A 13,439-nucleotide genomic window follows, 5' to 3' on the forward strand; every position below is an offset into this window, starting at 1 on the left:
TCAACCGGATTGTGTGGCGAGGCGACGTCAATCTGTGTCGCAGGCAGGCTGCTGTCTCTTTCGACAGCAGCGAATATCGATGGGTGATGCGCTTACTGCAGGCTTGCGTGCAGGCGGCGTGCGGCCTCCTGGCCGCTGAGCCATGCGCCTTCGACCCGGCCGGACAGGCACCAGTCGCCGCACACATACAGGCCTAGGTCGGCATCGGCCAAGGCGCCCCATTCGTGGTTGCCGGCGGGGCGGGCGTAGAGCCAGCGATGGGCCACGCTGAAGCTCGGTGCGGGCATCGCGCTGTGCAGCAGTTCGGCGAAGGCGCCGTGCAGGTGTTCGATCACCGCTTCCTTGGACAGGTCGATGTGCTGCCGGCTCCAGTCGCTGGTGGCGTGCAGTACCCAGGTGTCGAGCGTGTTGTCGCGTCCCGGCTTGCTGCGGTTGCGCGCCAGCCAATCCAGGGGGCTGTCCTGTACGAAGCAGCCTTCCATGGGCGTATCCAGCGGTGTTTCGAAGGCCAGCGCCACGGCCCAGGTCGGGTCCATCTTCACGCCGGCGGCCACTGCGGCCAGCTTCGGTACGGCCGCCAGCAATGCGGTGGCCTGGGGCGCGGGCGTGGCGATCACCACCTGGCCGAAGGGGCCGTGGGTGAAACCTTCGGCGTCCTGCAAATGCCAGTGTTCCTGGCCGCGGTACACCTCGGTGATCCGGCAGGAAAACTGCACCTGCAACTTGTCGAGCAAGGCGCGGGTGATGGCGCTCATGCGCGGCGTGCCGACCCAACGGGTCTGCTCGTCCGGCGATGGGCTCAGTTGTCCGTTCTGGAAGTTGTAGAGTTGCGGGTTCCATTCCGCCGCCCAGCCGTTGGTTTGCCAGCGCTGGACCTCCGTGACAAAGCGGCGATCACGGGCGGTGAAGTATTGCGCGCCCATGTCCAATGCGCCGGCGTCGCTGCGTTTGCTCGACATGCGTCCGCCGCTGCCGTGGCTTTTATCAAAGAGTTGAACGATATGCCCGGCCTCCGTCAGGGCCTGGGCGGCTGAAAGTCCGGCGATGCCGGTGCCGATGATTGCGATAGGTACAGTCATGAGGGCCTCGTTTACCTTTCTGTACAGACTACGCCGTCGTTTAAACCTGTACAATTCGGGTTTCTGGTATAAGTTTTACCGTTCGCGTTTGGACAGCTTGTCCTATTGTTAAACACAGACCCTGTCCGATACGAAAAATCCCTGCTTATAAAAATAGACTAATGGGCCGGGTAAAACGCGTTGCGAGGAACATCTCATGCACATATTGCTGACCGGCGGTACTGGTTTGATCGGACGTCAGCTCTGCCGCCTGTGGTTGGGGCAGGGACATCGCTTGACGGTATGGAGTCGCCGGCCCGAAGAGGTGGCGAAAATCTGTGGGGCAGATGTACGAGGCGTTGCCAGGCTCGATGAAGTTGTCGAGCCGGTGGACGCAGTGGTCAACCTCGCGGGAGCGCCGATTGCCGACCGGCCCTGGAGCCACAAGCGCAAGATGTTGTTGTGGAGCAGTCGCATCACGTTGACGGAAGTTTTGCTAGCGTGGCTGGAGCGTTGCGAGCAGAAACCGCAGGTGTTGATTTCCGGTTCCGCGGTGGGCTGGTATGGCGACGGTGGCGAGCGTGAGTTGACTGAGGAGTCGGGGCCGGTGAGTGAAGATTTCGCCAGTCAGTTGTGTATCGCCTGGGAAGAAACCGCGCAACGGGCCGAGGCGTTGGGCATACGCGTGGTGCTGGTTCGTACCGGCCTGGTCCTGTCTGCCGAGGGCGGCTTTTTGTCGCGGCTGCGGCTGCCGTTCAAACTGGCGCTGGGCGGGCGTATCGGCAATGGTCGGCAGTGGATGCCGTGGATTCATATTGACGATCAAATCGCCCTGATTGATTTTCTTCTGCACCGCTTTGATGCCAGCGGTCCTTATAATGCGTGCGCTCCGAACCCGGTGCGCAACCGCGATTTTGCCAAGGCCCTGGGGCATGTATTGCATCGGCCAGCCGTGGTGCCGATGCCGGAGCTTGCGTTGAAAGTCGCGCTGGGGGAGCTGTCCTTGCTGTTGCTCGGCGGCCAGCGCGCCACGCCGGCCCGATTGCAGGCGGCGGGTTTCACATTCCGGTTCACTGATTTGCCCGCGGCCTTGGAAGACTTGTCCAGCCGCTTTTGAAATAGGACGTTGCATGACCGATCACGCGTTGCTTCTGGTGAATCTGGGTTCGCCTGCCTCCACTTCGGTGGCCGATGTGCGCCGCTACCTCAATCAATTCCTGATGGATCCTTATGTCATCGACTTGCCATGGCCCGTGCGGCGCTTGCTGGTGTCGCTGATCCTGATCAAGCGTCCCGAGCAGTCGGCCCATGCCTATGCCTCGATCTGGTGGGAGGAGGGTTCGCCGTTGGTGGTGCTCAGCCGCCGGCTGCAACAGGCCATGACCGCGCAGTGGACCCAGGGACCGGTAGAACTGGCAATGCGTTATGGCGAGCCGTCCATTGAGTCGGCGTTGGTGCGGCTGGCGAGCCAGGGTCACAAGAAGATCACGTTGGCGCCGTTGTATCCGCAGTTCGCCGACAGCACCGTGACCACGGTGATCGAAGAGGCCAAGCGGGTCGTGCGGGAAAAGAGGCTCGATGTGCAGTTCTCGATTCTCCAGCCATTCTACGATCAGCCCGAATACGTTGACGCCCTGGTGGCCAGCGCCAAGCCGTACCTGATGCAGGAACACGATCACCTGTTGTTGAGTTTCCATGGTTTGCCGGAGCGGCACCTGACCAAGCTCGACCCAACGGGCTTTCATTGCTTCAAAGACGCCGACTGCTGCAAGAACGCGCCGCCGGAGGTCATGGCGACCTGTTACCGCGCCCAGTGCATTCGCACCGCGCAACTGTTTGCCGAGCAGATGGGGCTGGCGGATGGTAGTTGGTCGGTATCGTTCCAATCGCGACTGGGCCGTGCCAAGTGGATCGAGCCTTACACTGAAGCACGCCTGGAAGAGTTGGCTAAAAGTGGCGTGAAGAAGGTGCTGGTGATGTGCCCGGCGTTCGTTGCCGACTGCATCGAGACCCTGGAAGAAATCGGTGATCGCGGGCGCGAGCAGTTCCGTGAGGCCGGAGGGGAGGAGTTGGTGCTGGTGCCTTGCCTCAATGATGAGCCGCAGTGGGCCAAGGCGTTGAGCACGCTGTGTGAGCGGGCGCCGATCGCGCTGTAATACAAAACCTGTGGCGAGGGAGCTTGCTCCCGCTTGGGTGCGAAGCGCCCACAACAGCGGGACTGCTTCGCAGTCCAGCGGGAGCAAGCTCCCTCGCCACAATAGAAGAGCAGGCTGATTTATAGCAGCGGCTCATCCGCCTTCTTGTGTTTCCAACTGTCATTGCCCGGCAGCAGCAGGTTCAACGCAATCGCCACCACCGCGCACAACGCGATGCCTTTGAGGCCGAAATCGTCCGGCCCAGTGCCGGTGCCCACCAGCACACCACCGATGCCGAACACCAGCGTGACCGAAACGATCACCAGGTTGCGCGCCTCGCCCAGGTCGATCTTGTGGCGGATCAAGGTGTTCATGCCCACTGCCGCAATCGAACCGAACAACAGGCACAGAATCCCGCCCATCACCGGCACCGGAATGCTTTGCAGCAGCGCACCGAACTTGCCGATGAATGCCAGGCTGATGGCAAAGATCGCCGCCCAGGTCATGATCTTCGGGTTGTAGTTTTTGGTTAGCATCACCGCGCCAGTCACCTCGGCATAGGTGGTGTTGGGCGGGCCGCCGAACAGGCCGGCGGCGGTGGTGGCAATGCCGTCACCGAGCAGTGTGCGGTGCAGACCGGGTTTTTTCAGGTAGTCGCGACCGGTCACGCTGCCCACGGCAATCACGCCGCCGATGTGCTCGATGGCCGGCGCCAGCGCCACCGGGACGATGAACAGGATCGCCTGCCAATTGAACTCCGGTGCGGTGAAGGCCGGCAGGGCGAACCACGGCGCGGCGGCGATTTTCGCGGTGTCCACGACGCCGAAGAAAAACGCCATGGCAAAGCCCACCAGCACGCCGGAAATGATCGGCACCAGGCGGAAAATGCCTTTGCCAAACACCGCCACGATCAGGGTGGTGAGCAGCGCCGGCATCGAGATCATCATCGCGGTCTGATAATGAATCAGCTCGGTGCCGTCGCCGGCCTTGCCCATCGCCATGTTGGCGGCAATCGGCGCCATGGCCAGGCCGATGGAGATGATCACCGGGCCAATCACTACCGGCGGCAGCAGCCGGTCGATGAACCCGGTGCCCTTGATCTTCACCGCCAGGCCAAGAAAGGTGTAGACGAAACCTGCCGCCATCACGCCGCCCATGGTCGCGGCCAGGCCGAACTGGCCCTTGGCGAGGATGATCGGCGTGATGAAGGCAAAGCTCGAAGCCAGGAACACTGGCACCTGGCGCCCGGTGACGATTTGGAACAGGATCGTTCCCAGGCCGGCCGTGAACAGCGCCACGTTAGGGTCCAGCCCGGTGATCAGCGGCATCAGTACCAGCGCGCCGAAGGCGACGAACAGCATCTGCGCGCCGGACAGCACCTGGCGCCAGAGCGGATCGTTGAACTCATCCTGCATGCTCAAGCGTCCTTCTGCTTGGTGCCGAAGATCTTGTCGCCGGCATCGCCCAGGCCCGGGATGATGTAGCCGTGCTCGTTGAGTTTCTGGTCAATGGACGCGGTGTAGATGGTCACGTCCGGGTGGGCGTCTTGCACGGCCTTGATGCCTTCGGGCGCGGCGACCAGCACCATGGCGCGGATGTCCCGGCAACCGGCTTTTTTCAACAGGTCGATGGTGGCGACCATGGAACTGCCGGTGGCGAGCATCGGGTCGATGATCATCGCCAGGCGCTCGTCGATTTCCGGCACCAGTTTTTCCAGATAGGTGTGCGCCTGCAGGGTCTGCTCGTTGCGAGCCACACCCACGGCGCTGACTTTGGCCCCTGGAATCAGGCTCAGTACGCCCTCGAGCATGCCGATGCCGGCGCGCAGGATCGGCACCACGGTGATCTTCTTGCCGGCGATTTTCTCCACCTGGACCGTACCGGCCCAGCCGTCGATTTCATAGGACTCCAGCGGCAGGTCCTTGGTGGCCTCATAGGTGAGCAGGGCACCGACTTCCTGGGCCAGTTCACGGAAGTTCTTCGTGCTGATATCGGCGCGGCGCATCAGGCCGAGTTTGTGTCTGATCAGCGGATGGCGGATCTCGAGGATGGGCATGGGGAAGGCTCCGGCGGCGGGCAAAAAAACCGGCCTAGATTAATCTATCCGAGGGTGTTGTCCTATAGACAATACAGAACGTTAGTCCACAAACGCTTGATCTGGCCGGGCGGGATGCGTACCTTTGCCGGCTTTTCCGAACCCTGCCACCCCTGGAGAGCGCCATGTCCGCTGATCTCGAGCATATCCGTCAAATCATGCGAGAGGCTGACTGCCTGTACACCGAAGCCGAAGTCGAAGCGGCCATCGCCCGTGTCGGTGCGCAAATCAATGAACAGCTGGCCGATGCCAATCCGGTGGTGTTCTGCGTCATGAACGGCGGGCTGATTTTTTCCGGCAAGCTGCTGACCTATCTGAACTTCCCATTGGAAGCGTCCTACCTGCACGCCACCCGTTATCGCAACGAAACCAGCGGCGGTGACTTGTTCTGGAAGGCCAAGCCGGAAGTCTCGTTCATCGACCGCGACGTGCTGATCATCGACGACATCCTCGACGAAGGTCATACCCTGGGTGCGATCATCGACTTCTGCAAACACGCCGGCGCCCGCGCCGTGCACACCGCCGTGCTGATCGACAAGGACCACGACCGCAAGGCGCGGCCGGACTTGAAAGCCGATTTCGTCGGCCTGCCGTGTATCGACCGCTACATTTTCGGCTACGGCATGGACTACAAAGGTTACTGGCGCAACGCCAATGGCATTTTCGCCGTCAAGGGGATGTAGTCGATGACTCGGCCAAGTTTCCTGGAACAAGCGTTGTTCGATGAATTGGCCGAGAAAGCCGCGGCCAGTCCTCGCGGACGACAGCACCATAATTTCCATGAGATGGATGAGCCGTGCCACCGCATGGCGGTTGGCTTGCAGCCTTGCACCTACATCCCGCCGCACCGTCACCTGAGCGCCGATAAGGCGGAAACCTTGCTGGTGCTCAAGGGGCGGCTGGGGGTGTTGATTTTCGACGAAGCCGGTGCGGTGGTGGACAAGCGCATCCTGCAGGCCGGTGGAGATTGCCTCGGTGTCGACCTGCCGGCCGGTGTGTATCACGGATTGGTGGTGCTGGAAGCCGACAGCCTGATGTTCGAATGCAAGGCCGGTCCCTACCGGCCCGTGGGCGAGGGCGAACTGGCCCACTGGGCGCCCCGCGAAGGCGAGCCAGGCGTGGCCGAGTACCAGGCCTGGATGCGTGCTCAGTTCGACTGAGCACCGAATCAGGCAGGGCAGCGGAGATTTTGTGGCGAGGGAGCTTGCTCCCGCTTGGGTGCTTGGCACCCACCTGCAATTGGGGCTGCTGCGCAGCCCAGCGGGAGCAAGCTCCCTCGCCACAATTCAAGCAAGTCTTGGATGAGCGGTGCTGCCGCCGGCCAACCACTGCTCACTCTTGACCCGCGCCTGCTCCAGGGTCTGCACATAGGCCAATTGCCGCTGTTCGCGATGAATGCCGGCGCGGCGCAGCTTCAGGCGCACCCTGGGCGCCGTCGCGACCAGGATCAGGCCGATGCCCTGCTTGCGGTAATCCTTCAGGATGTTCTCAAACGCAGCCAGCGCGGTCATGTCCAGCATGGGCACGGCGCTCATTTCCACCACCACCACGCGCACCCCCGGATCGAACTTGCGCAGCACGTCCAGGGCTTTTTCTGCCGCACCGAAGAACAGCGGCCCACGAATTGCGTAGCAGCGCACATGCTCGGGCATGTCCAGCAGGGCCTGGTGGAAGTGGCGAGGCAGTTCGGCGCTGTCGGTCAGTTCGCTCATGCGCTTGATGAACAGCCCGGCGGCCAGCAGCAGGCCGACGGCGACGGCCATGACCATGTCGAACAGCACGGTCAGGCTAAGGCAGGTCAGCAGCACCAGTACGTCGCTGCGCGGGGCGATGCGCAAGGTATGCAACACGTGTCCGGCTTCGCTCATGTTCCAGGCCACTATCACCAGTAGCGCCGCCAGGGCTGCCATGGGCAGGTAGCTGAACAGGGGCGCCAGCAACACCATCGCCAGCAGCACCACAAGGCTGTGAATGATCGCGGCCAGCGGTGAAGAGGCGCCGCTGCGCACATTGGTCGCGCTGCGGGCAATGGCCGCCGTGGCGGTGATACCGCCGAACAGCGGCGCCACGAGGTTGCCCAGGCCTTGGCCGATCAGCTCGGCGTTGGGGTCATGCTTGCTGCCGGTCATGCCATCCGCCACCACGGCGCACAGCAGCGATTCGATGGCGCCAAGCATGGCAATGGCGAAGGCCGGGCCCAGCAATTGGCGGATCAGATCATAGGAAAGCGTCAAGGGATGCCCCTGGCCATCTGGCAGGTTCCATGGCCACTCGAAGCTCGGTAAAAACGGCGGGATACCGGGGTGGCTGATGCCATCGACCATGTAGCTGAAACGCTCGCCCAAAGTCGCCACCGGCCAACCGCCGCGCTCCAGCACCAGTCCCAATAGCGCCCCGACCAGCAAGGCAACCAAATGCCCGGGAACCCGCGGTACCCAGCGTGGCCAGGCAAACAGCACCGCCAGGCACGTGACGCCGATGATGCCATCGCCGAGCCGGGCACTGGGCAGCGCCACGATCAGTTCGCCCAACTGTTCGATGTAGTGCTTGGCTTGCCCGACGGTGGTCAACCCCAGCAGATCCTTCAGTTGCAAGGTGGCGATGACCACGCCGATCCCGGCGGTAAAGCCGAGGATCACCGGGTAGGGGATGTATTGGATCAGCCGTCCGGCGCGCATCAGGCCCAGGGTGATCAAGATCAGACCAGCGAGCATGGTGCACAACAACAGGCCGCCCAGGCCGTGCTGTTGCGTGATGGGCAGCAGGATTACCACGAATGCCGCCGTCGGCCCGCTGACGTTAAAGCGTGAGCCGCCGGTGAGGGCGATCAAGGGCGCGGCCACCAACACCGTGTACAAGCCATGTTGCGGTGGCACGCCAACGGCAATCGCCAGGGCCATGGCCAGGGGGATGGCGATGATGCCGACGGTCAGCCCGGCCACCAGGTCGCCACGCAGGCGCTCCAGGGTGTAACCGGCGCGCCAGGCCTGGCGCCAGGCGGCAAACAACGGTGGGGCGGAGAAAGACATGAATACTCCTCGCAAGGGGGACACTGGCACTGGCCCTGTGGCCAGGGAGCTTGCTCCCGCTCGAGTGCGTAGCGCTCGCAATATTATGGGGCGGCTGCGCCACCCAGCGGGAGCAAGCTCCCTCGCCACAAAGGCATGCGCCGGTAGGCCGGGGCTGATGGCTCTTTGAGTATGCCGTGCTCGTTGCGCGGATGTATTGATCTGGATCGTTATTTTTACCATCCAGGCTCATGCTAGAGTGCTCGGCCAAGACCCCGGAGCTTGTCATGCGTGTATCGATCCGCCGTAGCGCTACTTTGCTGTTGATCTCCAGCCTGCCCTTGGCGGCCGTGGCCGCACCGATGCACAGCCAGTTCCTGCCGCCTGATGACCTGGTGGTGCGCCAGGAGCAGCCTGAACAGCAGCAGTTGCTGCAAGTGACCGAGTATTCGGTGGTGCTGGGTAACCAGCGTCAGTCCAACCAGCAACCGATTCCGGTCACTTCGCCCTTGCTGGTCCGTCTCAAGGGCAAGCCGATGAACAAGGGCGCGACCCTCAGCCAGGTGATCCTTAACTTCGACGGCGAAAGCAAAAGCCTGAAGAAACCGGTTTTCGACGAGGCGAGCAAGACCCTGACGCTGTCTTATCCTCAGGCTCAGTACCGGGTGGTCATCGATCTGCTGCGCAACAACACGGTCTATGTGCAGTTTCTCACCTACGCCAACGGTCATATCTGGGCCGACCTGCACACCGGTGCCGAACGCCCGCGTTGAGCCGCGAGGCCTGCCGGGGGTAAACTGCCCGCCCCGTGAACTGTGCGAGCTGGAGCCGGCAATGCGTAAAGACAAGAAACAAGTGATTGGCGACGAGATTGGCGATGAACAGGTCAAGCTGTTCCTCAATTTCGAACCGGTCGATGCCACGTCGCCGTCGCTGCACAAACTGATCAAGGCCTACCGTGGGCTGCGGGTCGATGACTTCGAGCGGTTCCTGACGTTTTTCGTCGAGGCCGGTTACGACCTTAATGGCAAGGATGAGCAAGGCAAGGATTTCGTGGCGTTGATCCAGGACCAGCGTAACGCCGAGGAATACATTGAACTGATCAATAAGGCGCGTGGCTGATCGCGTTAATGTCATGTCCGCGTCCGTCACGACGTTTGAATGTCTGCATCATTATTTCATGACGTACTCAACTAGGCCCGAAAGGTTATGTCACCATTCGGGCTGTTTTGTTTTATCTGGATTTCCATTACTTTTGGGTTGAAACCAAGGGGTTTCATTTCAATCGCTAAATGGAGTTTTATTTATCATGGAAGATAAAGGTAAATGTATCGCCGGGTGTTTATTGGCCCTGATCGGCTGTCTGGCAAGTTCGGTTTCCAATGCGTTCGATGAGATCGTCAATGTGGAAATATTCAACGCAACGTCTGCGGTCATTGTGCCGGGTAGCGATTTCACGTGGTCTCTGGCCCCGGAAAATGCGGGCCACAGCTTTTCGATAAGTCCTGGGGAGCGCCAGGAGCTAACCTATTATCTGCCCCAGGCGCGTGCCGAGCGGGAGTCATTTACCTACACCCAAGGAAACCGCACCTGCCATTTCAGTTTCGGGCATATTCCTGGCGTGCCGGTGAGTGACGGACAGACAATGCCTTATCGTCGCTGGGTTGAAGCGAAACCGGCAGGTGCCTGTGTTGCGGAGTTACTAGAGGTTGAAGATGACGATGATTATGTTCGTCATGGCGGAACACGCGTCAAGTTCAGTATGAAGTCATAATACGGGTAATAAAAAGCCTCCTGTTTGCACGGGAGGCTTTTTATCAGTACACAGTATCAGGCGTAACTTTGAGCCTTGCTGTCTTCAACCAACTCCAACGCAATGTTGTTCTGCGCGTTGATTTTTCGATACAGCGCCGCGTCGGTTTCCAACACTTTTTCCCGGGCCGGGAAGATCTCTGCGAGCTTGGCAGCCCACTCGCCCTTGGCTTTGTCCGGGAAGCAGCGCTCGATCAGTTCCAGCATGATCGACACGGTCACCGAAGCACCCGGCGATGCGCCGAGCAGGGCGGCGAGGCTGCCGTCCTTGGCCGCCACCAGTTCGGTACCGAACTGCAGGACGCCACCTTTCTTCGGGTCTTTCTTGATGATCTGCACCCGCTGGCCGGCCACTTCCAGGCGCCAGTCCTCGGCTTTCGCCTCGGGGTAGAAACGACGCAGGGATTCCAGGCGCTGTTCCATGGACTGCATCACTTCGCTGATCAGGTACTTGGTCAGGTCCATGTTGTCCCGGGCCACGGCCAGCATCGGGCCGATGTTGCCGGCACGTACCGACAGCGGCAGGTCCATGATCGAACCGTGCTTGAGGAACTTGGTGGTGAAACCGGCGTATGGCCCGAACAGCAGGGATTTTTTGCCATCGACTACACGGGTGTCCAGGTGCGGCACCGACATCGGCGGCGAGCCCACGGCGGCCTGGCTGTAGACCTTGGCCTGGTGGTGCTTGACCACTTCCGGGTTGTCGCAACGCAGCCACTGGCCACTGACCGGGAAGCCGCCGAAGCCCTTGCTTTCCTCGATGCCCGAGGCTTGCAGCAGCGGCAACGCCGCACCGCCGGCACCGAGGAACACGAACTTGGCGTCGACATCGCGGCTGCTGCCGGAATTGACGTCCTTGATGCTCACGGTCCAGCCACTGCCATTGCGCTTGAGACCGGTGACGCGCTTGCAGTATTTGACCTGAGTGTCCGGGGCGCTGGTCAGGTGCTTGAGCAGCTGGTTGGTCAGGGCGCCGAAGTTGACGTCGGTGCCGTTCATGACGCGAGTGGCGGCGATGACCTCATCGGCCGGCCGGCCAGGCATCATCAGCGGCATCCACTCGGCCATCCGGGCCTTGTCCTCGGTGTATTCCATGTCGGCGAAGGCGTGATGCTGGCGCATCAGCTCGAAGCGCTTCTTCAGGAACGACACGCCTTTCTCGCCTTGCACGAAGCTCAGGTGTGGCACCGGAGCGATGAAGGACTTGGAGGAGCCGAACGTGCCTTTTTTGGTCAGGTACGTCCAGAACTGCTTCGACACCTCGAACTGGGTGTTGATGTGCACGGCTTTCTTGATGTCGACATTGCCGTCGGCTGCCTGGGGCGTGTAATTGAGCTCACACAGCCCGGCGTGACCGGTGCCGGCGTTGTTCCACGGGTTGGAACTCTCCGCGGCACCGGAATCCATCAGCTCGACGACTTCCAGCGAGATCGCGGGGTCGAGCTCCTTGAGCAGTACGGCCAGGGTGGCACTCATGATGCCGGCCCCTACCAGAACTACATCGACTGCTTCGTTATGCGCCATTTAACGCGTCTCCAAAATCTGCAGCACCAAATTGTCGGCATAGCGGCCAGGAGTGGCGGGGCAGGTCAGTTGCGCCCCAGTTATCCATGGCCAGGATCGCCATGTCCGAATCTTCGCAATTTTTCGCACCTACTGCGGATGCATGCAGCCTGGCCTCAAGAGTCACATGAACTCATTTAAGCGCCGGGCAGGCAATTCGACTTATGGCCGAGACATCCGTTCGTGCAACCAAATCCGTAGCGGACAGGCTTCAGGCGCCGGTTCTTGAGCGATATCCGGTCCTGTGTCGTTGGGCTGTTTCAGACGCTAATGGTGCTTGTTCAGACGCAAAACTCTTCATTTGCTCGCCACACTCTCGTGAAGTTGTGAAAACCCGTTTTTTCACGCTCTTTTGAAGACGTGAACCTCAAAAAAGGGCTGTCCCAGCCTGGCACTGCGCCCGGTTTGGTTGCCCCCATGGAGTACATGACAGGCAAAACGGGCAGACAGCTCAGTGACCGAGCGTAATGACAGCTCTGCAGATTCGCGAAAAGTGGTGATTTGCCTGGAGGAACAGCAAGCGCGCCAGCTTCACTCGATCTGTGTGGGCGGCTCTCTGTGGGCGTTGCGGGCTGCCAATACCAGCGCATCAGCGGTGTTGCGAGGCCCGATCAGGAGACGTCCTTATAATCGGGGGGAGATTGTATCGAAGAAACGCAGGGAAATGGTCGTGTTTAATGACTTTTATTAGCCGTCCGGTCAGATGGTCAACAGCTGCCGGTTACGTGCGCGGGCAGGAAGCGGTTGCACGCGGGCGCTGGCGGGCAATGGCTGGTGCAGCCAGTTGAGACGGATCTCTTCGATTTCCACCCAGCCTTCGCCCATGGGTTGCAGGCTGCACTGTTTGAACGCCTGGCAACGACCGTTGCGATCGAGCAAGGCGAAGCTGCGGTGATGAGGGCGAGGGGTGAACAGGGAAATAAGGAAGCGCATGAGCGGATACCGGGTCAGGGAGCTTGGGGCAAGCCTGACAGCGGGCTATGACATGCCGGTGTAAGGACAGTGACAATGGGGTGACAGGAACCGGCAACCACGGCCCGTGTCAGACATTTCAGTATTCATCGTGCGACGCTAGTTCACGGCGATGGCGCACCGCTATACTGCCGGCCTGTTTGTGCCCGATTCTGGAGAGAAGAGCATGTTGCAACGCCTGTTGTTCGGTTTGATCGCTGTGACCAGTCTGACCCTCGTCGGCTGCGCCCACAGCCCGCAACAACTTAACCCGGAGCCCAAGCTCAATGCCCAACTGGCGCCCGTGGGGCGTGGCCAGCCGGTGGTGGTGCGAGTGGTGGACGGTCGTCCGTCGCCGACGCTCGGCACTCGTGGCGGGCTGTATCCGGAAACCAGTGTGATCACGGTGCAGGGCGCGCAGATCCTGCCCAAGCTGCAGGCCCAGGCTGAAGCTGCCGTGCGTTTGCTGGGCTTCACGCCGACCGCCAATGCCTTGAATGCACCGCAACTGACCGTAACCCTGGCCGAGCTCAAGTATCAGTCGCCCAAGGAAGGCATGTACGTAACCGAAGCCACCATCGGCGCGACCTTCCGCTCCGACGTGCAGAACGCCAACCGCCGCTACAGCGGTCGTTACGGTGCTTCCCTGGACCAGCGTTTCGGCATGGCGCCTAACCAGGACACCAACACCAAGCTGGTCAGCGACGTCTTGAGCGATGCCCTGACCCGGCTGTTCAAGGATCCGACCATTGGGCAAGTGCTGGCTGAATAAGTAACAAACCTCACAACCCCTGTGGGAGCTTGCCCCACAGGGGTT

The 13,439-nt window shown here is 61.0% G+C and carries 14 protein-coding genes; 8 read left to right on the forward strand and 6 right to left on the reverse strand.

Annotated features, from left to right (window positions below):
• Positions 1 to 92: 92 nt before the first annotated feature.
• Positions 93 to 1,079, reverse strand: coding sequence for an NAD(P)/FAD-dependent oxidoreductase (locus tag V7773_RS03160; RefSeq protein ID WP_063324394.1), 987 nt, complete (start codon positions 1,077 to 1,079; stop codon positions 93 to 95).
• 196 nt (positions 1,080 to 1,275) lie between these two features.
• Here V7773_RS03160 and V7773_RS03165 point away from each other — a divergent pair, with 196 nt between their 5' ends.
• Positions 1,276 to 2,175: a TIGR01777 family oxidoreductase gene (locus V7773_RS03165; RefSeq protein WP_336072347.1), complete on the forward strand. Its 900-nt coding sequence runs from the start codon at positions 1,276 to 1,278 to the stop codon at positions 2,173 to 2,175.
• Between the two features lie 13 nt (positions 2,176 to 2,188).
• Entirely contained in the window at positions 2,189 to 3,214 is a 1,026-nt protein-coding gene (gene hemH, locus V7773_RS03170) for a ferrochelatase (RefSeq protein WP_092223775.1), read from the forward strand.
• 119 nt (positions 3,215 to 3,333) lie between these two features.
• Here the strand turns inward: hemH and V7773_RS03175 are convergent, their stop codons facing one another.
• Together V7773_RS03175 and upp are read right to left on the reverse strand one after the other, a co-directional pair.
• Positions 3,334 to 4,608 (reverse strand): uracil-xanthine permease family protein, encoded by a 1,275-nt coding sequence (locus tag V7773_RS03175; RefSeq protein WP_092149559.1) that lies wholly within the window; start codon positions 4,606 to 4,608, stop codon positions 3,334 to 3,336.
• A gap of 2 nt (positions 4,609 to 4,610) precedes the next feature.
• Positions 4,611 to 5,249 carry a uracil phosphoribosyltransferase gene (gene upp / locus V7773_RS03180; RefSeq protein ID WP_003185330.1) on the reverse strand — a complete coding sequence of 213 codons (639 nt, stop codon included), beginning with the start codon at positions 5,247 to 5,249 and terminating at the stop codon, positions 4,611 to 4,613.
• Between the two features lie 164 nt (positions 5,250 to 5,413).
• On the opposite strand from upp, the gene V7773_RS03185 reads away from it, so the two are divergent.
• Positions 5,414 to 5,971: a hypoxanthine-guanine phosphoribosyltransferase gene (locus V7773_RS03185; RefSeq protein WP_053125250.1), complete on the forward strand. Its 558-nt coding sequence runs from the start codon at positions 5,414 to 5,416 to the stop codon at positions 5,969 to 5,971.
• A gap of 3 nt (positions 5,972 to 5,974) precedes the next feature.
• Positions 5,975 to 6,448 carry a WbuC family cupin fold metalloprotein gene (locus tag V7773_RS03190; RefSeq protein WP_336072348.1) on the forward strand — a complete coding sequence of 158 codons (474 nt, stop codon included), beginning with the start codon at positions 5,975 to 5,977 and terminating at the stop codon, positions 6,446 to 6,448.
• Positions 6,449 to 6,574: 126 nt separating this feature from the next.
• Here the strand turns inward: V7773_RS03190 and dauA are convergent, their stop codons facing one another.
• The gene (gene dauA, locus V7773_RS03195; RefSeq protein ID WP_336072349.1) at positions 6,575 to 8,317 is read right to left on the reverse strand and encodes a C4-dicarboxylic acid transporter DauA; all 1,743 of its coding nucleotides are present in this window, start codon (positions 8,315 to 8,317) and stop codon (positions 6,575 to 6,577) included.
• Between the two features lie 266 nt (positions 8,318 to 8,583).
• Here dauA and V7773_RS03200 point away from each other — a divergent pair, with 266 nt between their 5' ends.
• From V7773_RS03200 to V7773_RS03210, 3 genes are all read left to right on the forward strand, one after another.
• The gene (locus V7773_RS03200; RefSeq protein ID WP_092149550.1) at positions 8,584 to 9,069 is read left to right on the forward strand and encodes a hypothetical protein; all 486 of its coding nucleotides are present in this window, start codon (positions 8,584 to 8,586) and stop codon (positions 9,067 to 9,069) included.
• A 61-nt stretch (positions 9,070 to 9,130) separates the two neighbouring features.
• On the forward strand, positions 9,131 to 9,418 hold the full coding sequence (locus tag V7773_RS03205) for a PA4642 family protein (RefSeq protein WP_092149547.1): 288 nt from the start codon (positions 9,131 to 9,133) through the stop codon (positions 9,416 to 9,418).
• A gap of 187 nt (positions 9,419 to 9,605) precedes the next feature.
• On the forward strand, positions 9,606 to 10,070 hold the full coding sequence (locus V7773_RS03210; protein WP_063324402.1) for a hypothetical protein: 465 nt from the start codon (positions 9,606 to 9,608) through the stop codon (positions 10,068 to 10,070).
• A 56-nt stretch (positions 10,071 to 10,126) separates the two neighbouring features.
• Here the strand turns inward: V7773_RS03210 and mqo are convergent, their stop codons facing one another.
• The gene (gene mqo, locus V7773_RS03215; protein ID WP_063324403.1) at positions 10,127 to 11,632 is read right to left on the reverse strand and encodes a malate dehydrogenase (quinone); all 1,506 of its coding nucleotides are present in this window, start codon (positions 11,630 to 11,632) and stop codon (positions 10,127 to 10,129) included.
• Positions 11,633 to 12,370: 738 nt separating this feature from the next.
• Complete coding sequence (locus V7773_RS03220) at positions 12,371 to 12,604, reverse strand: hypothetical protein (RefSeq protein ID WP_072344449.1); 234 nt, start codon at positions 12,602 to 12,604, stop codon at positions 12,371 to 12,373.
• Positions 12,605 to 12,809: 205 nt separating this feature from the next.
• Here V7773_RS03220 and V7773_RS03225 point away from each other — a divergent pair, with 205 nt between their 5' ends.
• Positions 12,810 to 13,394, forward strand: coding sequence for a YajG family lipoprotein (locus V7773_RS03225; protein WP_003205489.1), 585 nt, complete (start codon positions 12,810 to 12,812; stop codon positions 13,392 to 13,394).
• The last annotated feature ends 45 nt before the right edge of the window (positions 13,395 to 13,439 follow it).

This window comes from Pseudomonas sp. 3JA (assembly GCF_036961705.1).
GTDB lineage: Bacteria > Pseudomonadota > Gammaproteobacteria > Pseudomonadales > Pseudomonadaceae > Aquipseudomonas > Aquipseudomonas fluorescens_Q.

Bases quoted from the DNA above. Each gene is read 5' to 3' on its own strand.
- mqo (WP_063324403.1), bottom strand. From the start codon at position 11,632: ATGGCGCATAACGAAGCAGTCGATGTAGTTCTGGTAGGGGCCGGCATC.
- dauA (WP_336072349.1), bottom strand. From the start codon at position 8,317: ATGTCTTTCTCCGCCCCACCGTTGTTTGCCGCCTGGCGCCAGGCCTGG.
- V7773_RS03220 (WP_072344449.1), bottom strand. From the start codon at position 12,604: ATGCGCTTCCTTATTTCCCTGTTCACCCCTCGCCCTCATCACCGCAGC.
- V7773_RS03165 (WP_336072347.1), top strand. From the start codon at position 1,276: ATGCACATATTGCTGACCGGCGGTACTGGTTTGATCGGACGTCAGCTC.
- V7773_RS03225 (WP_003205489.1), top strand. From the start codon at position 12,810: ATGTTGCAACGCCTGTTGTTCGGTTTGATCGCTGTGACCAGTCTGACC.
- hemH (WP_092223775.1), top strand. From the start codon at position 2,189: ATGACCGATCACGCGTTGCTTCTGGTGAATCTGGGTTCGCCTGCCTCC.
- V7773_RS03190 (WP_336072348.1), top strand. From the start codon at position 5,975: ATGACTCGGCCAAGTTTCCTGGAACAAGCGTTGTTCGATGAATTGGCC.
- V7773_RS03160 (WP_063324394.1), bottom strand. From the start codon at position 1,079: ATGACTGTACCTATCGCAATCATCGGCACCGGCATCGCCGGACTTTCA.
- upp (WP_003185330.1), bottom strand. From the start codon at position 5,249: ATGCCCATCCTCGAGATCCGCCATCCGCTGATCAGACACAAACTCGGC.
- V7773_RS03200 (WP_092149550.1), top strand. From the start codon at position 8,584: ATGCGTGTATCGATCCGCCGTAGCGCTACTTTGCTGTTGATCTCCAGC.
- V7773_RS03205 (WP_092149547.1), top strand. From the start codon at position 9,131: ATGCGTAAAGACAAGAAACAAGTGATTGGCGACGAGATTGGCGATGAA.
- V7773_RS03185 (WP_053125250.1), top strand. From the start codon at position 5,414: ATGTCCGCTGATCTCGAGCATATCCGTCAAATCATGCGAGAGGCTGAC.
- V7773_RS03175 (WP_092149559.1), bottom strand. From the start codon at position 4,608: ATGCAGGATGAGTTCAACGATCCGCTCTGGCGCCAGGTGCTGTCCGGC.
- V7773_RS03210 (WP_063324402.1), top strand. From the start codon at position 9,606: ATGGAAGATAAAGGTAAATGTATCGCCGGGTGTTTATTGGCCCTGATC.